At 73.5% G+C, this 25,488-nt stretch carries 17 protein-coding genes; 11 read left to right on the plus strand and 6 right to left on the minus strand.

Annotated elements, in window-relative coordinates; translation table 11 throughout:
• Nucleotides 1–71: 71 nt before the first annotated feature.
• The 6 genes from ACIRVH_RS10310 to ACIRVH_RS10335 all read right to left on the minus strand — a co-directional run bounded on the left by ACIRVH_RS10310 (nt 72) and on the right by ACIRVH_RS10335 (nt 5,056).
• Nucleotides 72–527: a hypothetical protein gene (locus ACIRVH_RS10310; protein ID WP_403950475.1), complete on the minus strand. Its 456-nt coding sequence runs from the start codon at nt 525–527 to the stop codon at nt 72–74.
• A 40-nt stretch (nt 528–567) separates the two neighbouring features.
• Nucleotides 568–1,764 carry an amidase domain-containing protein gene (locus tag ACIRVH_RS10315; RefSeq protein WP_403950477.1) on the minus strand — a complete coding sequence of 399 codons (1,197 nt, stop codon included), beginning with the start codon at nt 1,762–1,764 and terminating at the stop codon, nt 568–570.
• Between the two features lie 428 nt (nt 1,765–2,192).
• Nucleotides 2,193–2,552 (minus strand): DUF6415 family natural product biosynthesis protein, encoded by a 360-nt coding sequence (locus ACIRVH_RS10320; RefSeq protein WP_403950479.1) that lies wholly within the window; start codon nt 2,550–2,552, stop codon nt 2,193–2,195.
• Complete coding sequence (locus ACIRVH_RS10325; protein ID WP_403950482.1) at nt 2,549–2,755, minus strand: hypothetical protein; 207 nt, start codon at nt 2,753–2,755, stop codon at nt 2,549–2,551. Before ACIRVH_RS10325 ends, ACIRVH_RS10320 begins: the two co-directional genes overlap by 4 nt.
• A gap of 382 nt (nt 2,756–3,137) precedes the next feature.
• On the minus strand, nt 3,138–4,319 hold the full coding sequence (locus ACIRVH_RS10330; RefSeq protein WP_403950484.1) for a helix-turn-helix domain-containing protein: 1,182 nt from the start codon (nt 4,317–4,319) through the stop codon (nt 3,138–3,140).
• A 95-nt stretch (nt 4,320–4,414) separates the two neighbouring features.
• Nucleotides 4,415–5,056 carry an HAD family hydrolase gene (locus tag ACIRVH_RS10335; protein WP_403950487.1) on the minus strand — a complete coding sequence of 214 codons (642 nt, stop codon included), beginning with the start codon at nt 5,054–5,056 and terminating at the stop codon, nt 4,415–4,417.
• A gap of 149 nt (nt 5,057–5,205) precedes the next feature.
• Here ACIRVH_RS10335 and ACIRVH_RS10340 point away from each other — a divergent pair, with 149 nt between their 5' ends.
• The 11 genes from ACIRVH_RS10340 to ACIRVH_RS10390 all read left to right on the plus strand — a co-directional run bounded on the left by ACIRVH_RS10340 (nt 5,206) and on the right by ACIRVH_RS10390 (nt 25,482).
• A complete protein-coding gene (locus ACIRVH_RS10340) occupies nt 5,206–5,430 on the plus strand; it encodes an MbtH family protein (protein ID WP_403950489.1) in 225 nt (74 codons plus the stop codon).
• A 65-nt stretch (nt 5,431–5,495) separates the two neighbouring features.
• Nucleotides 5,496–10,520 (plus strand): amino acid adenylation domain-containing protein, encoded by a 5,025-nt coding sequence (locus ACIRVH_RS10345; protein WP_403950492.1) that lies wholly within the window; start codon nt 5,496–5,498, stop codon nt 10,518–10,520.
• The gene (locus tag ACIRVH_RS10350; protein WP_403950494.1) at nt 10,517–16,996 is read left to right on the plus strand and encodes an amino acid adenylation domain-containing protein; all 6,480 of its coding nucleotides are present in this window, start codon (nt 10,517–10,519) and stop codon (nt 16,994–16,996) included. Before ACIRVH_RS10345 ends, ACIRVH_RS10350 begins: the two co-directional genes overlap by 4 nt.
• A gap of 5 nt (nt 16,997–17,001) precedes the next feature.
• Entirely contained in the window at nt 17,002–17,970 is a 969-nt protein-coding gene (locus ACIRVH_RS10355) for an ornithine carbamoyltransferase (protein WP_403950496.1), read from the plus strand.
• A 50-nt stretch (nt 17,971–18,020) separates the two neighbouring features.
• A complete protein-coding gene (locus tag ACIRVH_RS10360; protein WP_403950980.1) occupies nt 18,021–19,316 on the plus strand; it encodes an MFS transporter in 1,296 nt (431 codons plus the stop codon).
• A gap of 109 nt (nt 19,317–19,425) precedes the next feature.
• Nucleotides 19,426–20,217, plus strand: a complete 792-nt coding sequence (locus ACIRVH_RS10365; protein WP_403950499.1) for a Tat pathway signal sequence domain protein — start codon at nt 19,426–19,428, stop codon at nt 20,215–20,217.
• Nucleotides 20,218–20,259: 42 nt separating this feature from the next.
• Nucleotides 20,260–21,459 (plus strand): inositol-3-phosphate synthase, encoded by a 1,200-nt coding sequence (locus ACIRVH_RS10370; protein ID WP_403950502.1) that lies wholly within the window; start codon nt 20,260–20,262, stop codon nt 21,457–21,459.
• Entirely contained in the window at nt 21,456–22,910 is a 1,455-nt protein-coding gene (locus tag ACIRVH_RS10375) for an SCO3242 family prenyltransferase (protein WP_403950504.1), read from the plus strand. The genes ACIRVH_RS10370 and ACIRVH_RS10375 overlap by 4 nt, the downstream gene beginning before the upstream one ends.
• Nucleotides 22,907–23,923: a sugar phosphate isomerase/epimerase family protein gene (locus tag ACIRVH_RS10380; RefSeq protein WP_403950507.1), complete on the plus strand. Its 1,017-nt coding sequence runs from the start codon at nt 22,907–22,909 to the stop codon at nt 23,921–23,923. Before ACIRVH_RS10375 ends, ACIRVH_RS10380 begins: the two co-directional genes overlap by 4 nt.
• On the plus strand, nt 23,920–24,579 hold the full coding sequence (locus ACIRVH_RS10385; protein ID WP_403950509.1) for an EboA domain-containing protein: 660 nt from the start codon (nt 23,920–23,922) through the stop codon (nt 24,577–24,579). Before ACIRVH_RS10380 ends, ACIRVH_RS10385 begins: the two co-directional genes overlap by 4 nt.
• Before the next feature lie 45 nt (nt 24,580–24,624).
• On the plus strand, nt 24,625–25,482 hold the full coding sequence (locus ACIRVH_RS10390) for a TatD family hydrolase (protein ID WP_403950512.1): 858 nt from the start codon (nt 24,625–24,627) through the stop codon (nt 25,480–25,482).
• Nucleotides 25,483–25,488 lie beyond the last annotated feature (6 nt).

The following is a 25,488-nucleotide window of genomic DNA, read 5'->3' on the forward strand; positions in this document are numbered from 1 at the left end:
CATGTCCCAGAGGTGGGTAAGGGCATCGGCCCGCACAGCGCAGTGCGGGCCGATTCGCGCGTGGTCGCCCTTCAGGAGGCTGTTGGTGTGGCGGTCGAGGCTGGCGTCTTGCCAGGCGCGGTGGGCTGCCCGGTGAAGACGACGAGGTGCCACGTGCCCTTGTCGCGGGTCACTGTGAAGGTGTCGTTCATGGGTTTGCCCGCCTTGTCAGTGGCGGTGAGATGGGCGCTACCGGTGTTGGGGCCCATGTCATGGTCGATCTCGAGATCGCTGATCTTCCATCCTCGTCCGCCCTTGTCGGCGAGGATCTTTGAGGCTTCTCGTCTCGACCAGGGCTCGTCCTTCACGCCGCCGATCCGGATGAGGCCGGTCGTACTGCGTGCGTTGAGAGCGGAGATGTAGTCGGTGACGGCCTGGCGTGCGCCGTCGGTCGGTGAGGCAGCGGGTTTGGCTTCGTCCTTGTTTGACGAGCAGCCGGCCAGGGCCAGTAACGCGAGCGCGGCGACGGCGATGCGGCGACGGTTCATGGCAGGGTTCCTTCTTCTCCTGTGAGGGGTCGGCAGCCTGTCACGTGCGATGGGCGTACCACCAGGTGTTCGGGTGGTCGGAGACGAGCGTGTTCACGGGCTTGTTGTGCGTGTCGTGGGTGTGGTACGTGAGGTAGGGGATGCCCCTGTACTTCTTGGTGACGAACATTGAGTGGTCGATGACGTTGTTGCGGTTCCAGTCGGCCTGGAGAACATCCGAAGCCAGCAGGTCATACACGTTGCGAAGCGCCTTCGTCCGCTTCGAGTGCTTGATCGCGAACCAGTACCAGTTCTCGGCTCCGCCCCAGGTGTACGAAGTCCAGAGACTGGTGGGTCCGTAGAACCAGTACTTGTTGCTCGTGCGCTGGATGATGGAGCCGCCCGCAGGCTTCCAGCCGCCGGCGAGCGTGATCTGCGACAGGAAATTCGTGCAGTCATTGCCGCCGTAGGTACGGAAGGCGGAGTTGTGGTGTTTCCAGTACTTGTCCGCGTAGGCGATCATCTTGTTGTAGCTGTACGCGGCTGTTGCGGCGGGTTTCACTGCCCCGGGCCCGGTGTCGGTGTCGGTGTCGGTTTCGGCAGGCGGCGTGGTGCTGGAACCCTCGCCCTTGGTGCCCTCGTCTTCGTCTGCGGTTCCACCCTCGTCCGTTGTCTCCGGCTCCACATCGACGTCGGAGACCTGTGTGGTCGGCGTAGGTCCGCTCCCGGCGTCCGCCTGGTCTGAGGCCAGAAGCCAGGTGCCGTCGTCGGCTTTCGTGAACTTGACCGTATGGGGGAGGGACGACTCCTCGTATTCGGGAGCGCCGTCCTCGATTTCCTTCTGCGTGAACGGGAAGTACAGGCGGGTGTCTTCGGTGAGTCGAAGCGTGGCCTGCTGGCCGTCGACCGTGGAGTCGTCGACACTGACGTCGACCTGGGCCTTGGTGTAGGTGGTGCCGATCTTCTCGTACCGCTCCCTCTTGGCGGCCAGCGCGGACAGATCGTCCTGCGTCTGGGCCGACATGGCGGGCGTCGCCTTGATGCGGGCTGCAACACCCCGGAGAGTGGGCGGGCTGGTCGTGAGCATGTCGGCGCGCTGCTGAAGGTAGCCCTCGGCAAGCTGTGACAGTGACGATGCGGTGGCGTCCGAAGAGGAAGGGGCGTCATTCGGGACGGCGCTCGCGGGTATGTCGACGAGTGCGAGTATCGCCGCCGTGCCGGCTGCGGCGAAGGCGAGTCTGCGCTGCGCAGGGCGCATGAGACCTCCTGATCATGAGCTGACTGGTCGCCGTCAGCCTGCATGAGAGGAGATCAAATCCGGGCGGAGCGTTCCCTTCTGGCTCTTTTCCTGCTCGGGAATGTCCGGTTCCTCGCCGCCTGACGCTTCAGCTCCAGCAGGTGCTTGATCCACGGGTGTGCCGAACGCACGGGTCACGGGTCTGTCTGCCAAGCCCAGGTGTCCCTGATGGTCTCGGCGAGCGGCCGGCAGCAGAGTCCGGCGGCTACATTCCGGTTGGTAGGGACACCTCGGCGGGGGTGCTTGGCGGTGTGCCCACCGAGGCTTGAGCGACCTGCCCCGGCTGCTCGACCTGTCCAGGGTCAGGGTGCCGGAGCAGGAGTCGTACGGACACCGAGACGGCCGCCACGTACATGAGCAGGCCGACGGTCGCCTTCATGACCGCGCGCTCACGGCTGCTCGGCGCCCAGGTTCTCGTAGTGGCTGCACAGGGCGTTGACACAGCGGGCGAGCTTCTGTGCCACGGCAATGCGGGTGGGCGGCGTGCGGCCGTTCCCGAGCCGCAGCTTCCTGCGGGCCTCACCCACACACGCCAGGGCGCAATAGCGCGCGGTGCTGTCCTTCGGCTCTCGCCCTGCGACCATCTCGACCTCGGGGATGAGCAGTTGCATGTGTCCGCGCAGGGTCAGGGTGAGCATGCCCAGCTCATCTGCGAAGGGCGCTTCGGTGAGGGCACGGCGTGCGGTGGCGCGCATCGTCGCGATGTCCAGAGGCTGTGCGGCGTTACCGATCTCGACTGCGGCGCTCACCGGGTCACCGCCCGGGTCTTTTGGCAGTCCGGGCAGCAGCACGGGGGAAACGCCGTACTCAGCGGGAGGGGTCCGCTGCTGGGCGGCACGTGCACCGTGCCGCACTCCTCGGTGACGGTGCCCTCGCGGGTGACCTTGTACACCCTGATCGTCATGGCCGGGCCCCGTGTGTAGTTGTGGGGTGGGGCGGTACCGTTCGTCATGTCGACGCTTCCTCTGCGGAATTGAGCGTTGACCACGCCCGGGGCCGTTCGCGCGGCCGCCGGGTTTGGCATGGCGGTTCCCGAGGGCGGGCACGTCTGCGTCGTCCTGTGCTGGCAACCGCATGTGCGGATCTGCCACACGCGTTTGCAGCCGAGGACAACAACCTGGCCCGCCGAGCGCAGGGGCTTGTTGACGGCTCCGCAGTCAAAGCAGGCCTCGCCATGGAGGCGAACGATGCTCACGTGGCTGTCTACGACCATCGGCGTGAGCGGGAGTGCATCGGGCATCCCCGATCCCATCTGTGGTTCCTGCGCGTGTCACAGATGGTGGGGGTAAGGAAGCATCACAAGTACCCCAGCGAGGGGTAGCTGTGAAAGGTGCTCAGGATGCGGCGCACCACTCGGCGAAGTTGCTGAGGCTCTCCGAGTCGGCTCGTTTCAACCGGCGCAAAGTGGCCGCGTCCTCACGGACCCAGGGATGCTCTCGGGTGTGTTGCGGGGCGATGCGACGGGCCACTTTCAAGGACTCGAAGGCCTGCTCAGCCTGCCCCGCCCAGAGCTGGGCCCGGCCAAGCTCGATGTAGAAACCGCTGCGCCGCTCCGCAGGAAGTTCCGCTGGAGGCTTCCATTCACGGGCGACGTCCAGGGCCCTGGCGACTTGGTCCTGGCCCATGCTCACAGCGACGGACACCGCGTGAATGCGCACGGAGTCAGGGCCGAACGCCGTGCCGTAGTACACGGCCTCGGGCAGCCCGTCAGCCAGTGCGCGGGCTTCGTCGAGGTGGATCTGTGCGATTGAGGGATTGTTCGCCCTCCCGGCGATGACGGCAGCCCTCATGTGCAGAGCGCCCCGTGCCGCGATCCGCACTGCTTCGTTAGGGGCCGGTGCCGCGTCGAGGGCGTGTTCCAAGGCACGCAGACCAGCGGCGTGAGCACGTGCGGCGAAGAAGGTCTCCGTGCGCACGTAGGCGACCGAGGCAGCCAGGAGAGAGTCCTCGGCGTCAGGAGCGGCCCACCGCATGAGGTCGACCAGGCGGGCGGACAGGTCGTGGGCACCGAACTTGTAGGCGACGGCGTCGGCAGAGCGGTAGGCCCTGACGAGGAGCGCGGCCAACTGGTTGCGCTCGCCGCCAGGGGCTGAGTGGTAGGCGCGCGCGAGTTCGGTGAGCAGGTCTGGCAGATTGCGGGCGATGCGGGTGTACTGGGCTGCCAGACGCCAGTGGGAAGCTTCGTTCACCGCTGCCCGCAGCTCGCCGAGGGGGCGGACTGGTCCCTCGTCGGGGAGATCGTAGGTGGCGATCGCGGCCGACAGCGCAGGCAGCGCGGCATGGACCGGGGTGCGGGTCGGTTCCGCGTCGTAGCGCAGCCGGGCCGGGTCCACACCTATGGCGTCGGCGAAGGCGTCCAGCATGCCCTCGCTGAGATTGCGCTCGCCACGCTCGATCTTGCGGACGGCGCCCAAGGAGGCACCCGACGCATCAGCGAGCTGCTGCTGCGTCATGCGGGCCAACCTGCGCTGGTAGGCGATTCGCCGTCCTACGCCCGGATAGGTAAGTGGGGGCATTCTGGCTCCAGTTCGGTGCATCCGCTTCGAACCGTACTCGCGCGAAGACTCTGCGTGTACAGGAACCGCCCCGCCTTGGGGTGGCGCGTCGCCGGTCAGCGTCCCGTGATGTCGATCAACTCGGTGAGGCTGTCGATCCGCCAGTCGGCCGCCGCGGCAACCTCGGGATCGGTCGCCCACAGGTATCCCCATGGGCCGCGCCGGAGATGCGCTGCCTTCAGGCCGGCTTGCTTCGCGGGAATGATGTCGTTCGCCGGGTGGTCGCCCACGTAGAGCGTCCGGTCGGCGGGGGCCCGGGCCACGTCCAGGACTCGCGCGAAGAACTCCGGCTCAGGCTTGGCCACCCCCCACTCCCCTGAGGTGACAACCAGGTCGGCGGGGAGTGCCAAGCTGCGGAGCAATTCACCCACTCGTGTCGTCTGGTTGCCGGCGATGATGACGCGCATTCCGGCCTGCCGCAGTGCGGAGAGGGTCGGCCGTACGTCGTCGTAGAGATCGCTCTCGTCCAGGTGTTCTCCGCGGCCGGCCGCTTCACGGGCGCGGTATTCGGCTGCGACGTCGACGCCTGGCCGAATGAGCCGTAGGGCTTCCGCGTTGTCGAGGCCTCGGGCAACGACAGCGCCGACGAGCGCGGAGAGGGTGTGGCGGGGGACGCCGATCCAGTCCGCCCAGGACGCCCAGTAGCGGTCGTCCCTGGTGATCGTCTCGCCGATGTCGAACACGATGGTCTCAATCACCGGGGAAGCCTACGGCTCTTGCGGGCGGGCACCAGTGGCTGCTCAACCCCGGAAGGGGACGTGCCGGGTCGCATATAGACGCTCAATACGCCCCTGATAGCGCCGGGTTCAACCATGGGCCAGAACTGACCCCATTGAAGGGACGTCCCATGGCCGAACAGACGACCGACGGCGCCGTGTACCGCGTGGTGCTCAACGACGAGGAGCAGTACTCGATCTGGTGGGCCGAGCGTCAGCTGCCGGCCGGCTGGCACGCCGAGGGTACCGAGGGCTCCCGCGAGGAGTGCCTGGCGCGCATCGACACCGTGTGGACCGACATGCGCCCCCTGAGCCTGCGCCGCCGTATGGCCGAGGCCGGGTCGACGGCGGCCTGAGACGCCGGACTCCACGCCGAGCCCCTGCCGATGCCGACCCCGAAGATCCCGATGGAGGAGAGATCGTGAACGAGCCTGCGAAGTCGGGACGCGTCCCCGGCCGTCTGCTGCTCCCCGCACTGTTCGCGGCCCAGGCCGCGCGCACGCCGGACGCGCCCGCCGTTCTGCGCGCCGATGGAAGCGCCGTCCGTTACGCCGAACTGGCCGACCTGGCCGGGCGCATCGCCGCCCGGCTGCGGGCGGCCGGGGTGCGGCCCGGCGACTTCGTCGGCGTGTGCCTGCGGCGCGGCCCGGAGCTGCTCGCCGCGCTGCTCGGGGTGTGGCAGGCGGGCGGCGCGTACGTGCCGCTGGACCCGCAGCACCCGGCGGCCCGGCTGGAGGCCGTGCTGGAGGACACCGCCCACCCGGTCGTGCTCACCGAGCGCGCCACCGAGGACCGGCTGCCCGCCTCCGCCCGGCACCGGATCGCCGTGGAGTCCGTGGACCGCGAAGGGCCGTACGAGAATGTGGAGTTCGCCGCCGACGGCGAGCGGCCCGCCTATGTGCTGCACACTTCAGGCTCCACCGGCCGGCCCAAGGGCGTCCTGGTGCCGCACGGCGGCATTGCCAACCGGGTGCGCTGGCTGGCCCACCGGCACAAGCTGGGTGCCGGCGACCGGATGCTGCTGAAGACCACGATCGGATTCGACGCGGCCGGTCTGGAGCTGTACGCCCCGCTGGTCTCCGGCGGTGCGGTCGTGCTCGCCCCCGAGGGCGCCGAGCGCGACCCGGCGGCGTTGCTGCGGACGGTGGCCGACAGGGGTGTAACGATCCTGCAAGGGGTGCCGTCCCTGTACCGGCGGCTCGTCGAGGAGCCGGGCTGGGAGCGGGCCGGCAGCCTGCGCCTGCTGTTCAGCGCGGGTGAGCCGCTGCACGCCGAGCTGTGCCGGGCGATCGCCGAGCGGGCCCCCGGCGCCGAGATCTGGAACACCTACGGACCCACCGAGGCGTCCGTCGACATCACCGAGCACCGCTGGGACCCGGCCCAGGACACCGGCGCGGTGCCGATCGGGCGGCCCATCGGCAACATGCGGGTGGTCGTGCTCGACCCGGCGGGCCGCCCCGTCCCGGTCGGCGTCCCCGGTGAGCTGCACGCCGGCGGCGTCGGGCTCGCCCTCGGCTACCTCGGCCGCCCCGGCCAGAGCGCCGAGCGCTTCGTGCCCGACCCGCACCGCCCCGGCGAGCGTCTCTACCGCACCGGCGACCGGGTGCGCTGGCGGGCCGACGGCACGCTGGAGTACCTCGGGCGCCTCGACCACCAGGTCAAGGTCAACGGCGTGCGCATCGAGCCCGGCGAGGTCGAGGCCGCGCTCGCCGCCCACCCCTGGGTGCGGGCCGCCGTCGCCGCCGCCGTACCGGACGGCACCGGCGGCTACCGGCTGGTCGCCTGGGTGCAGTCCCGCGGCGAGGCACTGCGCCCGCAGGAGCTGCGCGCCTTCCTGCGCGGCTCGCTGCCCGACCCGCTGGTGCCGACCGCCTACGTCCCGGTCACCGAGTTCCCGCTCACCCCCAACGGCAAGATCGACCGGTCCGCGCTGCCCGACCCCGCCGACACACCTGCCGACACCGCGCACGTGCCGGTGCGCAACCCCGCCGAGCGGGCGGTGGCCGAGGAGTGGGCGCGGCTGATCGGCACCCCGGCCGACGAGATCGGCGCGCTGCACGACTTCTTCCAGCTCGGCGGCTCCTCGCTGATGCTCAACAAGCTCGCCGCCGGACTCTCCCAGGCCGCGGGCCGCACCATCCCGGCCACGGCCCTGCTCACCGCGACCACGGTGGAGCAGCAGGCCGAGCTGCTCGCCATCCGGGCCGAGGGCGCCGAACCGGCTGTCGACGAGCCCGTGGGGCCCGTGCCGCGCGATCCGCAGGGCCTGCCGCTCTCCCCGGGGCAGCAGGGCATGTGGCTGCTGGACCGGCTCCGTCCGGGCAGCGCCGAGTGGAACGCGCCCGTCTTCCTCACCCTGCCCGCCGTCTACGACGACATCACCCTGAGCCGGGCGCTGACCGCCCTCGCCGAGCGGCACGAGATCCTGCGCACCCGGTACGCCCTGCGCGGCGCCGAGCCGGTGCAGATCGCCGACCTGCCCGCCGCGTGGGAGCTGCGCACCGCCCGCGCCGACACCCCCGAGGAACTGAACGCCCTGGTCGCCGAGGAGTTCACGCTCCCCTTCGACCTCGTCCGCGGGCCGGTGCGCCGGGCCCTCGCGGTGCGCGGACGCGGCACCCTCGCCGTCGTCCTGAGCATCCACCACATCGCCTGCGACGGCTGGTCCTCCGTCGTCCTGGAACGCGACCTCAGAGCGCTCGCCGAGGCCGCCCACACCGGCACCGACGCCCGGCTGCCCGAGCTGCCCGTGCAGTACGCCGACCACGCCGTGCACCGGCGCCGCCGCCTCACCGAGGACTTCGTCGCCACCGAACTGGAGTACTGGAAGGGCCGGTTGGACGGCATCCAGCCGGTCGAGCTGCCCACCGACCGGCCCCGCCCGGCCACCCGGGACGCGGCGGGCAGAGCCCACGTGTTCACCGTGCCCGCCCCGCTCGCCGAGCGGGCCGCCGCCCTCGGCCGCAGCTGCGGGGCCACCCTGCAGCAGACGCTGCTCACCGCCTTCGCCGCGCTGGTCGCCCGGTACACCGGCAGCTGGGACGTCCCGGTCGGGGTGCCCGTCGCCGGCCGGACCGGACCCGAGGTCGCCGACGTGGCCGGCTACTTCCTCAACACGCTGGTGCTGCGCTGCGACACGGACGCCGACACACCGTTCCGGGACGCGCTGGTGCGGGTGCGCGACACCGCCCGGGAGGCCTTCGCCCACTCGGAGCTGCCCTTCGACCGGCTCGTGGAGGAACTCGACGACACCCGCGACCCGGCCCGCACCCCGCTCTACCAGGTGATGTTCGACCTGCACGAGGAGGGCCGCACCGGCACCGCGGTCGGCGCCGCCGACGCCGACGCCTTCCGCGGCGCCTGGAGCACCGCCCGCACCGACCTCACCCTGGTGCTCCAGCGCCAGGCCGACGGTTCGCTGCTCGGCCTCGCCGAGTACGCCACCTCGCTGTTCGACGCGGCCACGGTCGAGCGCTTCACCGACTGCTGGGTCCGGCTGCTGGAGTCCGTCACGGACGACCCGGCGCGCCGCCTGCGCGAGGCCGACATCCTGCCGGCGCCGCTGCGCGCCGAACTGCTCGCGAGCGGCCGGGGCAGGCCGGAACCGGGCGCGGACACCGTCGCCGGCACCACCGTGCACGCGGCGATCGCCGCCTCGGCCCGCCGGGCGCCGCAGGACACCGCGGTGGTGTGCGGCGAGGAGAGCTGGACGTACGCGCGACTGGAGCGCCGTGCAGAGGAGTTCGCCGCCCGGCTGCGGGGTCTTGGCGCCGGACCCGACACGGTCGTCGCCGTCATGCTGGGCCGCAGCGCGGACCTGGTGGCGGCGTTCCTGGGCACCTGGAAGGCGGGCGCCGCCTACGTCCCGCTGGACCCGGCCGCCCCCGACGAGCGCACCCTGCACGTCCTCGCCGACTCCGGCGCACAGGTGCTCGTCACCGACGCCGCGGGCGCGGAGCGGCTGGCCGGGCGCCACGGGGTGGCCGTACTCGCCGTGGACGCGGGCTTCGCCGACGCCGCCGTGGCCGCCGTACCGGAGGCGTACGACGACCCCGACCGCCTCGCCTACATCATGTACACCTCGGGCTCCACCGGCCGCCCCAAGGGCGTCGCCGTCGCCCACCGCTCGCTGCTCGCCATGCTGCGCGCCTCCCAGGCCCACCTCGACTTCGGTCAGGGGCCGGACGACGCCTGGCTGGCGCTCGCCCAGGTGACCTTCGACATCTCCTGCACCGAGCTGTTCATGCCGCTGGTCGCCGGCGGCCGGGTCGTCCTGGCGCGGGAGCGGGAGCAGCACGACCACGCGGCCCAGCTGCGGCTCATGGACCGGCACGAGGTCAGCCACCTCCAGGTGGCTCCGCCGCACTGGCAGATGCTGATCGACGCGGGCCTCGGCCACCGCCCGGTCGTGGGCCAGACCGGCGGCGAGCCCTGCCCGCCCGTGCTCGCCCGCGAGCTGTCCCGCCGCCTGATGCGGTTCATCAACGAGTACGGGCTCACCGAGACCACCATCGCCGCGACCCGCTGGGACGCCGACGACACCGCCACCGCGGTCCCCGTCGGCCACCCCTACCCGCATGTCACTGCCCACGTCCTCGACGCGGACCTGCGGCCCGTGCCGTACGGCGTCACCGGTGAACTGTGCGTCGGCGGCGCCGGACTGGCCCTCGGCTACCACGCCCGGCCCGCACCGACCGCGGCCGCGTTCGTGCCCGACCCGTACGGCGCCCCCGGCGCGCGCCTCTACCGCACCGGCGACCGGGCGCGGATGCGGCCCGACGGCACCCTGGAGTTCGCCGGCCGCGCCGACGGCCAGGTCAAGATCCGCGGTCGGCGGGTGGAGACCGGCGAGGTGCAGGCGGTGCTCGCCGAGCACCCGGCCGTCGCCCAGGCCTTCGTCACCGTCCACACCGGCGGCTCCGAGGCCGCGCTGGTCGGCTACTTCACGCCCGCGCCCGGCACCGAGGCGCCCGCCGAGAGCGAGCTGCTCGACCACTGCGCGCTGCGGCTGCCCGACTACATGCTGCCCGCACTGCTCATCCGCATGGAGCGGCTGCCGCTCACCCGCCACAACAAGGTCGACACCGCCGCGCTGCCCGTGCCGGACCTGACCGCTGCCCTCGCCGACGAGCCGTACAGCCCGCCCGAGGGCCCGGTGGAGGAGGCGCTCGCCGAGATCTGGGCCGAGGAGCTGTACGGGCCCGGCTCCACCCGCCGGGTCGGCGCCCGTCAGGGCTTCTTCCGGATCGGCGGCAACTCCGTGAAGGCGGCCCGGGTCATCGCCCGCATCCAGGAGGAGTTCGACGTGGAGCTTCCCCTGCGGGCCGTGTTCGAACGGCCCACCGTGCAAGGCCTGGCCAACGCCGTCGAAGAGGCCGTACGCGCCGAGATCGAATCGCTCACCGAGGCCGAACTGGCCCACGCCCACCGGGAGTTCCAGCCGTGAACGCACCCACCGCGCCCACCCAGGAAGAGCTGCGGGCCGAACTGCTGCGCCGCCGGCTCGCCGCCCGCAAGGGCACCACCCGGCCGCAGCAGGCCGCGATCCCGCCCGCCGACCGCAGCCGCCCGCTCGCCCTGTCCGCGGGCCAGCGCCAGCTGTGGTTCCTGCACCAGCTCGACCCGGACAGCCCGGAGTACCTGCTCCCCATGGCGTACCGGCTGCGCGGCACCCTCGACGCGGACGCCCTGCGCCGCGCCGTCGACGCCCTCGCCGCCCGTCACGAGATCCTGCGCACCCGCTACGCCCTCGACGGCACGGAGCCCTGCCAGGTGATCGACCCGGCGGGTCCCGTGGACTTCGCCGTGACCGAGGCGAGCGGTGCCGACCCCGACGCGGCGGCCGTCGCCTTCACCGAGGCCGAGGCGGCGCGGCCCATCGACCTCGCCACCGAACACCCCCTGCGCGTCCGCCTGCTGCGGCTCGCCGAGGACGACCACGTGCTGGTCGCGATCGTCCACCACATCGCCTGCGACGCGATGACCCGCCCGCTGCTCCTGGAGGACCTGTCGGCCCTGTACGCGGCCGCCGTGGCGGGGCGTGACCCCGCCGCCGAGCTGCCTGCGCCGCCCGTGCAGTACGCCGACTACGCGGCCTGGCTGGCCGGACGGCACTCCGGGGCCGCCGCCGAGCGGGGCCTGGACTGGTGGCGGGAGCGGCTGGCCGGCACCGGGCCGCTCGGCCTGCCCACCGACCGGCCCCGGCCCGCCGTACGGGACGGGGACGGCGCCGCCGTCGGCTTCGACGTCGACGCCGCCGTGGCCGACCGGGTGCGGGCGCTGGCACGGGAGACCGGCGCGACCCCCTTCATGGCTCTGCTCGGCGCCTGGCAGCTGCTGCTCGGCCGGTACGCCGGGAAGACCGACGTGTGCGTCGGCAGCGCGGCCAGCGCCCGCACCCGGCCCGAGCTGCGGCGGATGGCCGGATACGCCTACAACACCCTGGCCCTGCGGGCGAGCTGGCGTCCCGAGGTGCCGTTCCGGGACTTCCTCGCCGCCGGCCGCGGTGCCGTCCTGGACGCCTTCGACCACCAGGACACCCCGTTCGACCGGATCGCCGACGCGCTGGAGCCCGACCGGGACCTGTCCACCACCCCCGTCTTCCAGGTGATGTTCGACCTGGTCGGCGGGGAGGGCGCCGACGGTCCCGAACTGCCCGGCGTGGTCACGGCTGCGGTCCCGGCCTCCGGCCGGATCGCCCGCTTCGACCTCACCCTGCACCTGGCCGAGCGCGCCGACGGCTCGCTGCACGGCAGCCTGGAGTACGCCACCGCCCTCTTCGACACCGCCACCGCCGAGCGCATCACCGCCCACTACGGCGCGCTGCTCGCCGCGATCGCCGCGGCACCCGACACCCCGGTGGCCGACCTGGACTTCCTCTCCACCGCCGAGCGCGCCCTGCTCCTCGACGGCCCGGCCCAGCCCGTGGGCACCGACCGGCCCCTCGACCTCACCGGCCTGCGCTCCGTGATCGAGACCATCGGCGACCAGATGGCGGCCACCCCGGACGCCGTGGCGATCCGGTACGCGGACATCGCCGTCGGCTACGCCGAACTCGACGCCCGCGCCGACCGGTTCGCCCGCCGCCTGGCCGCGCTCGGCGCCGGTCCCGAGACCACGGTCGGCGTCCTGCTCGACCGCAGCCCCGACCTGGTCGCCGTGCTCCTCGGCATCTGGCGGGCCGGAGCGGCCTACGTGCCGATCGACCCGGCCTACCCGGACCACCGCATCGCCTACATGCTCGACCAGACCGCCACCACGCTCGTGGTCACCGAGTCCCGGCACGCCGAACGCTTCCAGGGCGTGCGCCGGATCGTCGTCGACGACCCCGCCGAGCGGGCCGCGATCGAGGCTGCCGAAGCCGAACTCCCGGCCTCCCTCGACCTCGACCGGCTCGCCTACGTCATCTACACCTCCGGCTCCACCGGCAAGCCCAAGGGCGTGCAGATCACCCACCGCGGGCTCGCCAACTACCTGGGCTGGACCGTGCAGGCCTACGCGAGCGCCGGCACCGGGGGAGCGCCGCTGTTCTCCTCGGTCGCCTTCGACCTCGGCGTGCCCGACCTGTACGCGCCGCTGATGACCGGGCAGTCCGTGCACCTGCTGCCGCAGGACCTCGACACCGCCGACCTCGGCGCCGAACTCGCGGCGGGCGGCCCGTACGCCTTCATCAAGCTCACCCCGGGCCATCTGCACCTGCTCACCCAGCAGTTGACCGACGAGCAGATCGAGGCGCTGGCCGGACTCGTCATCGCGGCCGGCGACTCCTTCACCGCACGGCTCGCCGAGCGGTGGGCGCAGGCGGCCGGGCCGCACGGCACCCGGCTCGGCGCCGAGTACGGGCCCACCGAGATCACCGTCGGCAACTCGGCGTACTTCCTCGACGGACCCGTGGCCACCGAACTGGTCTCCATCGGGCGTGCCATCCCGCACACCACCATGTACGTCCTCGACGAGCGGTTGCGTCCGCTGCCGGTCGGCGTGCCCGGCGAGGTGTGGATCGGCGGCATCGGACTCGCCCGCGGCTACGCCGGCCGCCCCGGCCTCACCGCCGAGCGCTTCCTGCCCGACCCCTACGGCCCGCCCGGCGCCCGCCTCTATCGCACCGGCGACGTGGCCCGGGTGCTGCCCGACGGCAACCTCGACTTCCTCGCCCGCGTCGACCACCAGGTCAAGCTGCGCGGCTACCGCATCGAACCCGGCGAGATCGAGACCGCCCTCACCGCGCACCCCGCCGTCGCCGAGGCCGTCGCCCTGGTCCGCGAGGACACCCCGGGCGACCAGCAGCTCGTCGCCTACCTGGTGCCCGCCGAGGACGCCGACGAGGAGGCGCTCGCCCCGGCCGCGCTGCGCGACCGGCTCGGCGAGACCCTGCCGCCGTACATGGTGCCCACCGCCTACCTGCGGCTGGACGCGCTGCCGCTGACCGGCAACGGCAAGCTCGACCGGCGCGCCCTGCCGGCCCCGGGCCGGGCCGCGACCGCCGTCGGCGAACACGTCGAGGCCCGCGACGCCGACGAGCGGGCGATGGCCGCCGTCTGGGCCGAGGTGCTAGGCCTCGACACGGTCGGGGTGCACGACAACTTCTTCGACCTCGGCGGGGACTCGCTGCGCGCGGTCGCCCTGGTCGGGGCGCTCCGGGCGGCCGGCTGGGAGACCAGCGTGCGGGACGTCTTCGAGCACCGCACCGTGGCCCGGCTGCGCGCCGCGGTGCCCCGCGACGGCTCCGCCGGCCCCGGCGGCTTCGTGCCCGTCGAGCCGTTCGCCATGATCGACGCCGCCGACCGGGCCGCGCTGCCCGCCGACGTCACCGACGCCTACCCGATCTCCCGCATCCAGGCCGGGATGCTGATCGAGATGCACGGCGGCAGCGGCGAGAACCGCTACCACAACATCACCTCCTTCCGGATCCGCGACGACCTGCCCTTCGACCCGGACGCCTTCCTCCGCGCCACCGACCTGATCACCGAGCGGCACGAGGTGATGCGCACCTCCTTCGCCCTGTCCGGCTGCTCCGAGCCCCTCCAGCTGGTGCACGCCGCCGCGACCATGCCGGTCGTCCACGAGGACCTGCGGCACCTGCCCGAGCAGCAACGGCAGAACACGCTCTGGGAGTTCGCCGACCGCGACCGGGCCGAGCTGTTCGACCTGGCCCGGGCGCCGCTGATGCGGATGGCGGTGCACCTGCTCGACGACGAGAGCTGGTGGCTGTCCATCACCGAGTGCCACCCCGTCATCGAGGGCTGGAGCTACCACTCCCAGCTGATGGAACTCCTGCGCGCCTACAACGACCTGCGCCAGGGCCGCGAACCCGCCCCGGCAGCGCCGCGGCCCGCCGTCCGCTACGCCGACTTCATCGCCGCCGAGCTGCACTCCCTCTCGGACCCCGCCGACCAGGAGTACTGGCGCGGGATCGTCGAGGGGTACGAGAAGTTCACCGTGCCCGCGGGCTGGGCCGGCGACCCCGAGGGCTCCGACGAGCGCTACCGCCTCGACCTGTCGCTCGAGGAACTGGAGCCAGGGCTGCGGGCGCTGGCGACCGCGGCCGAGGTGCCGTACAAGAGCGTGCTGCACGCCGCGCACAGCAAGGTGCTGTCGCTGCTCACGCCCGCCCGGGCGTTCCGCGGCGGCATGGTCGCCGACGCCCGGCCCGAACAGGCCGGCGCCGAGACGGTCTCCGGCATGTACCTCAACTCGGTGCCCTTCCCGTACGAGCGGGGCGCCCGCAGCTGGGGCGAACTGGCCCGGCAGGTGTTCGCGCACGAGGTGGCGCTGTGGCCGCACCGGCGGTTCCCGATGCCCGCGATGCGGGTGCCGGGCGGCGAACGGCACCTGATCGACGTGCTCTTCCACTACCTGGACTTCCACCAGGTCGACACCGAGCTGATCGACATCATGGCCAGCCGCGACGACAGTCCCAACGAGTTCCCCGTCGTCGTCGGCACCCCGGTGCGCGGCCACCTCTCCCTCGCTTCCCGTACCGGCACCCTCTCCCGCGCCGCCGCCGACCGGCTGCTCCGGCTGTACCGGGCCGTGCTCACCGAGATGGCCCGGGCGGGCGCCGACGGCGACAGCACCGGCGCCTTCCCGGACGCCCACGAGCGCGCCCGCCTCAAGGCGCCCGCGCTGCCCCACCCCGACACCCCGGCGGACACCCTGGCCGCCTTCGAGGCGCAGGCCGCCCGCACCCCCTGGGCGACCGCCCTGCACGGCACCGGGTTCACGGTCTCCTACGGCGACCTCGACGCCCGCGCCAACCGCGTCGCCCGCCGGCTGCGCGCCCTCGGCGCCCGCGCGGAGACCCGCGTCGCGGTGCTCCTGGACCGCGGCCCCGACCTGGTCGCGGCGCTCCTCGGGGTGTGGAAGGCGGGCGCCGTCCAGGTGCCGGTCGACCCGTGCACCCCCGACGCGCGCATCGCCACGGCCCGTATCGAACTCGCCGTCACCCAGGCGTCGTACGCGGACCGGCTGCCCGCCTGTGACCTGGTGCTCGCCGAGGAGGCCGGGCACGAGGGCGACGGCTCGCCGCTCGGCCTGCGGCACGACCCGGACCGGCTCGCCTACGTCCTGCACACCTCCGGCTCCACCGGCACCCCCAAGGGCGTCGAGGTGTCCCACCGGGCGCTCGCCCACTACCTCGACTGGGCCGTGCGCGAGTACGCGGCCGCGGGCAGCGGGGGAGCACCCTGGTTCACCCCGGTCGGCTTCGACCTCGGGATGCCCGCGCTGTACGCGCCGCTGATGACCGGGCAGCCGGTGCACGTGCTGCCGCAGCTGTACGAGACGGCCGACTTCGGGCCGCTGCTGCTGAGCCGGGCACCGTACTCGTTCGTCGGCCTGACCCCGGGCCATCTGGCCCTGTTGGAACACCAGTTGGACGACAGCGAGCTGGCCGGCCTGGCCGCGCTCGCGGTGTGCGCGGGCGATGCCTACCCGACGGCCCAGGCCGACCGGGTGGCCGCGCGGATCCGGACCGCCGGCGGGCCGGACGAAAGACACGGCATGGAGCTGACCGCCGAGTACGGACCCACCGAGGCCACCGTCGCGGCGACCTTCACCCGGGTCCGGGCCAGGTCCGGGCGCACGCTCGTACCGCTCGGCTCGGCGCTGCCCGGCGTCCTGGTCCGTGTCCTCGACGCCGGCCTCGGGCCCGTGCCCGACGGCGTCACCGGCGAGGTCTGGCTCGGCGGCGACGGGCTCGCCCGCGGCTACACCGGCCGCCCCGACCTCACTGCCCTCGCCTTCGTGCCCGACCCCTACGGCCTGCCCGGCACCCGCCTGTACCGCACCGGCGACCTGGCCCGCCGGCTCGCCGACGGCAGCCTGGAGTTCGCCGGGCGCGCCGACCAGCAGGTCAAGATCCGCGGTCACCGGGTCGAGCCCGGCGAGGCCGAGGCAGCCCTCACCGCCGACCCCGCCGTCCGGGACGCACTCGTCAGCGCGGTACCGGCGGCCGACGGCGGCCGGCGCCTCGCCGCCTGGGTGGTGCCGGCCGACGGGCACACCGTGGAGGTGGCCGCGCTCCGCGACCGGCTGCGCACGGTCCTGCCCGCGGCGCTGGTCCCGGCCATCGTCACGGTCGTCGACACCCTCCCGCTCACCACGCACGGCAAGCGTGACCGCGGCGCCCTGGCCGAACGCGCGGCCACCGCGGCCGCCGTCCACCCCTACGCCCCGCCGCGTACCCCGACCGAGCACCGGCTCGCCGCGGTGTGGGCCGAGGTGCTCGGCCTCGAACAGGTCGGCGTCCAGGACGACTTCCGCGACCTGGGCGGGGACTCGCTGCTCGTGCCGCCGCTGCTGGTGGCGGCGCGACGGGCGGGACTCGCGCTGGATCTGCCCACGGCACTGCGCCACCACACCATCGCCCGGTTGGCCGCCGCGCTGGACGAGCGCGCCAACGACTCGAACAGGGAAGGCTGATCCTCATGGACGTCCGTACGGACGGGCGCCGCGTGCGCCATCTCGTCTCCATCGACGACCTCACCGACCCGGAGCTGCACCACGTCGTGGAGCGCGGCGCGGAGTTCTCCGCCGGGCTCGCGGGCCCGGTCCGGCCGCTGGCCGGGCTGGTGGCCGGCGTCTACTTCGCCAAGACCTCCACCCGCACCAGGACCGCGTTCTCCTCGGGCGCGCTGCGGCTCGGCGCCTCCCTCATCGCCTACGGGCCCGGCGACCTGCAGCTCAACACCGGTGAGACCACCGAGGACACCGGCCGGGTGCTGTCCGGCATGCTCGACGTGCTGGTCGCCCGCACCGCGGGACCCGAGGCCGAGCTGCGCGGCTGGGCGAGCCAGCACCGGATGTCCGTGGTCAACGCCATGAGCGCCGAGGAGCACCCCACCCAGGCACTCACCGACCTGACCACGCTGCTGCGACACTTCGGCCGCATCGAGGGCCTGCGCGTCCTGTACGTCGGCGAGGGCAACAACACCGCGGCCGCCCTGGCCCTCGCGCTCACCCGCTACCCGGCCGTCGACTTCGAGGTGCGCACCCCGCGCGGCTACGGCCTCACCCCCTCGGTCCTGGAGCGGGCGCGGGCGAACGCGGCCCGCACCGGCGCGCGGATCACCGAGCGGCACGACATGGCGGCGCTCGACGGGGCGTACGACGTCGTCTACACCACCCGCTGGCAGACCACCGGCACCAGCAAGCCGGACGCGAACTGGCGGGAGATCTTCGCCCCGTTCCAGGTCACCCAGGACCTGTGGCGGACCAGCCCGCGCGCCGTCTTCATGCACGACCTGCCCGCGCACCGCGGCGAGGAGGTCACCGCCGAGGTCCTGGACGGCCCGATGAGCATCGCCTTCGCCCAGGCCACCAACAAGATGCACAGCGCCATGGCGGTCCTGGAACACGTCCACGCCCCGGCACCGGTCGCGCTGGCCGCCCGATGAGCGGTACGACGCGCCGAGCGGCGGCGGATCCGGCGGAGGTGCCGTGGCTGATGGCGGAGGAGGGGAGCGAAGAGAGTGAGGAGAGGGCCATGACGGTGACCGAGGAGGTTGCCGTCGAACCCGCCCCTCGACCCCTGCGGCAGAACCGCGACTTCCGTCTCCTCTGGGGCGGCGCCGGCCTGTCGCTGCTGGCCGGGCGGGCCACCGCCGTGGCCTATCCGCTGACCGTGCTGTGGGCGACCGGGTCGCCGGGCGACGCCGGGCTCGTCGGCACCGCCCTGCTGCTGCCGCAGCTGGTGATGCAGCTGCCGGGCGGCGCGCTCGTGGACCGCTGGGACCGGCGGCGGGTCATGGTGGCCGCCGGGCTCGGGCAGGCCCTGGTCGCGGGGCTGGTCATGGCGCTGCTGCTCAGCGGGCGCACCTGGCTGTGGGCGCTGCTCGTCGCCGCGTTCGCCGAGGGGACGCTCGGGGTGCTGCACCAGCTCGCCGAGCGGGCCGCCGTACCGAGCGTGGTCCCCGCCGAACAGCTGCCGGCCGCGCTGACCGGCAACGAGGCCCGCACCCGCGGGGCCGCGATCGCCGGGCAGCCGCTGGGCAGCGGACTGGTCGGGCTGGGTGCGTCCCTGCCGTACGCGGCCGCCGCCGTCGCCCAACTCGCCTCGGTGCTGTGCCTGTTCGGCATCCGTGGGCGGCTCCAGCAGCAGCGGACCGCGCCGCCGGCGAAGATCGGCACCGAGATCCGCGAGGGCCTGGTGTGGATGTGGCGGCAGCCCTTCCTGCGGGCCGTGATGACCGCGGTCGCCGTCACCAACGTCCTGTTCCAGGGCCTCAACCTGGCCGTGATGACCGGCATCCAGGACCACCACGGCACCCAGTTCGAGGTGGGCCTGGTGCTCTCGCTGAGCGGCGCCGGGGGACTGGTCGGCGCCCTCACCGGCGGCTGGTGGCAGCACCGGCTGCGGCTGCGCACCCTCGTCCTCGGCGGACTGCTCGCCTGGACCGCGCTCATGGCCCCGGTCGCCGCCGCCCTGCACACGCCCGTGCTGCTCGGCGCGCTGTTCGCGGCCAGCGGCTACGTCGGCGGTGTCTTCAACGTGGCGGGCGGCGTCCTGCTGGTGCGGGCCGCCCCCGACCGGATGCGCGGCCGTGCCAACTCCCTGGCCAACCTGGTCGGTTCGGGCGCCATGGCGGCAGGACCGGTCGCGGCCGGCTTCCTGCTCGAGGCCACAGGACCCGTCCGCTCGGTGCTGGCGCTCAGCGCCGTCATGGCTCTCACGACCGTCTGCGCCCTGCTCTCCCCGGGTCTGCGCAAGGCCCCCTATCCCGAGTCCGAAAGCCCTTCCTGACCTGCGGATTCCCGGTATAGGCCGCCGATAGGGCGGACCTGGAAAGTCGTACCAAGGAAACCTTCGGCCCTCGCCGACGAAAACGCTTCGCCCCTCGTAAGGAGAACCCATGTCGCTCAACACCCTGGACCGGAGGGGCGCGCTGCGGGCCGCCCTCGGCGTGGCGGGCGCGGCCGCCGCCGCGACGCTGATCGGCGCGGCGCCGGCCTCGGCCGCTCCCAATCGCTGCCACCCGTCCCTGCCGGACGTGCCGGGCATGGTCGGCGACCGCTGGGCCAACGAGTTCTGGTACCAGTACGACGAAATGTCCTACTACACCCCCTCGCAGGAGATGAAGGACGCCGTCGCCGCCATCACCACCCCGTTCGGCGGCTTCACCAAGACGTACGACGCCTGGCTCGCCACCCGCAAGAGCGGCCGCTACCCGCGCAGCTTCCTGGAGCTGATCCAGCCCAACAAGGACGCCTTCGAGGTCCTGTCGCGCAATCAGATCGCGGTCTACGACCAGTTCTACGGCCGTGACCCGCGCGGACTGGTCTTCGCCTTCCAGGAGTTCGGCCAGGGCACGCTGTTCGACCCGCGCCGCCCGGTCGGCCAGAAGGTCCACATGATGAACTACACGCCGCCGGAGCCCACGCACGCCTACCACCGCTGGCACCCGTTCCTCGCCGGTTTCGTGCTGCTCGGCATCGAGCCCCGCTGGTGGACCCACGTCAACCGGCTCGCGGGCGCCGCCTGGGAGCTGCAGTCGCTGGCCCAGCCGATCACCGACCACACCGACAACCCGCACCTGCCGAAGCACACCGTGCGCCACATCACCGCCAAGTGGCTGCGCCGTGACCGCGACGAGCTGGACGCGGCCTTCGACGTCTCCCCGTTCCCGGCCGACCTCGGCAAGTAGCCCTCGTTCCGTACGGCACCACCAGCAGGAGGCAAGCTCACCATGCAGGACACTGACCGCTCCCCCGGAACCTCCCCCCGCGTCGGCGTCTGGCTGGTCGGCGCCCGTGGCTCGGTCGCGACCACCGTGGTCGCCGGCACAGCCGCGATCGCCGCTGATCTGGCCTCCGCGACCGGATGCGTCACCGAGTCCCCCGTCTTCCGTGGCGCATCCCTGCCGGCCCTCGCCGACCTCGTGTTCGGCGGTCACGACATCGTCGACGTGCCGCTGTCGGCGAGGGCCGGCCTCCTGGCCGACGCGGGCGTGCTGCCCGCCCGCGTCGCCGCCGCCGTACGGCCCGCCCTGGAGGCGGCCGACCGGGAGATCCGGGACGGCTCCCCGCGCGAGGGCGAACCCCAGTACACGACCGCCCGCCGGCTCGCCGCGGACATCGCGGACTTCCGCACCCGCCACGGCCTGGCGCAGGTGGTGGTCGTGAACGTCTCCTCCACCGAGCCGCTGCCCGACCCCGACCCCGCCTTCCTCGGCCTGGCCGACCTCGACAAGGCGCTGGCGACCAGCACCACCGTGCTGCCGCCCAGCTCCCTGTACGCGTACGCCGCCTTCCACGCCGGCTGCGCCTACGTCAACTTCACCCCGTCCGCCGGAGCCGCGCTGCCCGCCCTGGAGGAGCTGGCCCGGCTGCGCGGGGTGCCGCACGCGGGGCGGGACGGCAAGACCGGCGAGACGCTGGTCAAGAGTGCCCTCGCCCCGATGTTCGCGCAGCGCGCCCTGCGGGTGCGCTCCTGGTCCGGCACCAACCTGCTCGGCGGCGGCGACGGCGCGACCCTCGCCGACCCGGCGGCGGCGCGCAGCAAGACCGAGTCCAAGCAGCGGGCCCTGGAGGAGACCGTGGGGCACGCGGTCGAGGGCCAGGTGCACATCGACAACGTGCCCGAGATGGGGGAGTGGAAGACCGCCTGGGACCACATCTCCTTCGAGGGCTTCCTCGGCGTCCGGATGTCGCTGCAGTTCACCTGGCAGGGCTGTGACTCGGCCCTCGCCGCGCCCCTGGTCCTGGACCTCGTCCGGCTCGCGGCCCTGGCCCACCGCCGCGGTGAGAGCGGCGCCCTGCCCGCCCTCGGCTTCTTCTTCAAGGACCCGGTGGCCTCGACGGAGCACAACCTGACCCTCCAGTACGGCGACCTCGTCAACTGGGCCGGTTCCGCCGAGCGCACCCGCTTGCCCGAGGGGGCACGGTGAGCAGGACGCGGATGTCCGGCCTGGGGCGGGCCGCGATCACCGCGGTGACCGTGGCCGCCCTGGGCCGGGCCGTGGTGAGCACGGTGACGGCGGCCCGCCCGGCGCGCCCGACCGGCTCCGCCGCACCCTCCCGGCCCACGGCCCGGGCGGCCTCCTCACCCCGGGCACCGAGGCCCGGCGGCCCGCTCACCGACCTGACCCGTGCGGCCAGGGAGGCGGCGCGGGCGGCGGGAAGCGCGTTCCGGGCGGCCCGCGGACAGGCGGCGGCGGAGCCCGGCGTCTCCGGCGCCGGCGCGGCTGCCGCTGCCGCTGCCCCTGACCGGGCCGGCACCGATGCCTCCGCGGGAGCGGCTGCTCCTCGCCGGAGCCGGCCGTACGACACCGGATACCGCCCCCGGTCGGTCGCCCTGCGGCAACACGCCCGCGACGTCGCCGAGTTGGTGCGGGCCCCCGCCGCGCTGACCGTGCCCGGTGACGTGCTCGCCGGGGCGCTGGCCGTAGGGCGTCCCGCCGGCGGGCGGACGCTGCTGCTGGCCGCGTCCTCCGTCAGCCTGTACTGGGCCGGCATGGCACTCAACGACTGGGCGGACCGGGAGGAGGACGCGACGGAGCGCCCGGCGCGGCCCGTGCCGTCCGGCAGGATCGGCGCCGGGACCGCGCTCGGCATCGCAGCGGGACTCACCGCGGCGGGCCTCGGCCTGGGCGCGCTGGCCGGCGGACGGCGGGTCCTGCTGTGCCGCACCCTGCCCCTCGCGGCCAGTGTCTGGGCGTACGACCTCGGTCTGAAGCGGACCCCGCTCGGCCCCCTGGCCATGGCGGCGGCACGCTTCCTCGACGTACTGCACGGCACGGGTCCCGCCCCGGCCGCCCCGGCCCTGCGCGCCGCGACCACGGTCGGCCTGCACACCTGGGCGGTGACACGTCTCAGCCGCCACGAGGTGGACGGCGCGGCGGGCCACGAGCCACTGGTGTCGCTGGCGGTCACGACGGCGACGGTGCTGGGCGCAAGCGGTGCGGCCGGGGCGGTCTTCGGTTCACGCGGTGCGGCCGGGGCGGTCCTCGGGCGCCTGGCGGCGCATCGGGTGCTGCCGGACGGCCCGGCAGCCCTCGCGACGCTTCGACGCGGCTCCCTGCCGTTGGCGGACACCGTCACCGGAACCACCCTCCTCACCCGGCTCCCCTCGCTGCGCGCCCTCTTGGCCCCCCGGACCTCCGTACCCCTCCTCGCCTCCGCCGCCTACGCCACGACCTGCGCCCGCTCCCAGTGGGCCGCTCTCCGCACCCCGCAGGACCCCGCACGCATCAGGGCCGCGGTCGGCGCCGGCATCCACGCGCTGCTGCCCCTGCAGGCGGCGCTGGTCGCGCGGGCCGGGGCTCCCCGGCTCGCCGTGGTCCTCGCCGCCGGCCTCCCGCAGGCTGCCCGACTCGCCAGGAAGGTGTCCCCGACATGACCGCCGGAGGCCTCCGCTTCGGATACGGCACCAACGGCTTCGCCGACCACCGGCTCTCCGACGCCCTCGTGGTCCTGGCCGGGCTCGGCTACGACGGTGTGGCCCTGACCCTCGACCACCAGCACCTCGACCCCTACGCCCGCGGCCTCGCACCCCGGGTCCGCCGCGTCGGCCGGGACCTGCGCCGTGCCGGACTCGCCGTCGTGGTGGAAACGGGCGCGCGCTACCTGCTCGACCCGCTGCGCAAGCACCGCCCCACCCTGGTCAGCGCCGAACCCGAAGGACGCGCCGCGCGCCTGGAGCTGCTGCGCCGGGCCATCCGCATCGGGTCCGAACTCGGAGCGGAGGCCGTGCACTTCTGGAGCGGCACGCCCGACCCCGGCACCACCCGGGAGCAGGCCTGGCAGCGGCTGGAGGAGGGCTGTGCGCAGGCCCTCGCCGAGGCGGAGCGGGCCGGTGTCGACCTGGCCTTCGAGCCGGAGCCCGGCATGCTCGTCGAGGACCTCGCCGGCTACCGCCGCCTGCTGCGCGCCCTCGGCGGCCACGAACGGTTCCGGCTCACCCTGGACATCGGGCACTGCCGCTGCCTGGAGCCGTGGCCCGAGGTGCGCTGCGTGGAGCTGGCCGCGGACCGGCTGGCCCACGTGCAGATCGAGGACATGCGCCGCGGGGTGCACGAGCACCTGCCCTTCGGCGAGGGGGAGATGGACTTCCCGCCGATCCTCCAGGCCCTGCGCGCCGCCCGCTACACGGGCCTGGTCTCGGTGGAACTGCCCCGCCACAGCCACGCCGCGGCGACGACCGCCCGCCGGAGCATCGAGTTCCTGCACCGGACGGCCACAGCGATCCCTGCACCCGCCGACGGCGCTTTCGCCCCACAGGGGCCACCCGCACCCGACCCCGAAAGCCGCACGGGTCGTGCGGGTGGGAACACAAATCCGGCCGAAGGCCGGATGCCCGCCCACAAACCCGCACCCGCACCCGCACGCACCCCGAAGGAGGTAGCCGCATGACCGCCCCCACCCTCGCCCAAGCTCCCGCGCCCATCCACAACGCCCTGACCACCCGCACCCTGAAGGAGTCCCTGCTCTCCGTCCTGACGGAGCCGCAGCGCCAACGCCTCGCCGAGGACACCGCGGCGGTCGAGGAACAGGGCCCCACCGCCCTTGACCCCCGCTTCCCCGCGGCCGGCCGCCACTACGGCCGAGGCCCCCTCCCCGGCTGGGCCGACTGGCACGTGGAGGACGGCGTCCGCGCCCTCTTCCTCACCAAACTCCCTCTCGACGGCACGGAGCTGGCGGAGGAGGCCGCGGCCCGCTACTGGGGCGGCGACGCGGCCGAGCGGCGCGGAGTGCTCCGGGCCCTCCCGTTCCTCCCGATCGGCGCCGCGGGCCTGCCCCTCACCGACGACGCCCTCCGCACCAACGACACCCGGCTCATCGCCGCCGCCCTCGGCCCCTACGCCCGGACCCACCTCGACCAGTACCGCTGGCGCCAGGCCGTCCTGAAGTGCCTGTTCACCGGCATCCCCCTGCGCACGGTCACCGGCCTGCGCGAACGCCGGGACGCCGAACTCGCCCGCATGGCCCTGGGCTTCGCCGCCGAGCGCCGCGCGGCGTCCCGCACCGTGCCCGCCGACCTCTGGCTCATCGCCACCCCCGACAACTGACCGAACCCCAACCCGGAATCCACTCCCGAGCGGAAAGCCCCGGCCATGCGCATCTTCGATCCACACATCCACATGACGTCCCGCACCACGGACGACTACAAGGCGATGCACGCCGCGGGCGTCCGCGCCCTGGTCGAGCCCGCGTTCTGGCTCGGCCAGCCACGCACCTCCCCGGCCAGCTTCACCGACTACTTCGACTCCCTGCTCGGCTGGGAGCCCTACCGCGCCGCCCAGTTCGGCATCCGCCACCACTGCACCATCGGCCTCAACCCCAAGGAGGCGAACGACCCGCGCTGCACCCCCGTCCTCGACGAGCTGCCGCGCTACCTCGCCAAGGACGGTGTCGTGGCGGTCGGAGAGATCGGCTACGACACCGTCACCGAGGCCGAGGACCATGCCTTCGCCACGCAGCTCGCCCTCGCCGTGGAGTTCGGGCTGCCCGCCCTGGTCCACACCCCGCACCGCGACAAGGCCGGCGGCACCCTCCGCTCCCTGGACGTGATCCGCGAGTCCGGCATCGACCCGGCGTACGTGGTCCTGGACCACCTCAACGAGGTCACCGTCGACGAGGTGGCCGGCACCGGCTGCTGGATGGGCTTCTCCATCTACCCCGACACCAAGATGACGCCCGAGCGCATGGTCGCCATCCTCCAGCGCCACGGCACCGAGCGCATGCTGGTCAACTCGGCGGCCGACTGGGGGCACAGCGATCCGCTGCTGACCCGGGTCACCGCCGAGGCCATGCTCGCCGCCGGGTTCGACGAGGACGACGTGGACCGCGTGCTGTGGCGCAACCCGGTCGCGTTCTACGGCCAGTCCGGCCGGCTCGACCTCGACGGCTACAACGACACCCAGGCCGCAGGCCTGTTCGCGGGCAACTCCATCGCCCGTGGCGGGAGCTGAGGAGCA

Origin of the sequence: Streptomyces sp. NPDC101165 (genome assembly GCF_044768135.1) — a bacterium.
Taxonomy (GTDB): domain Bacteria; phylum Actinomycetota; class Actinomycetes; order Streptomycetales; family Streptomycetaceae; genus Streptomyces.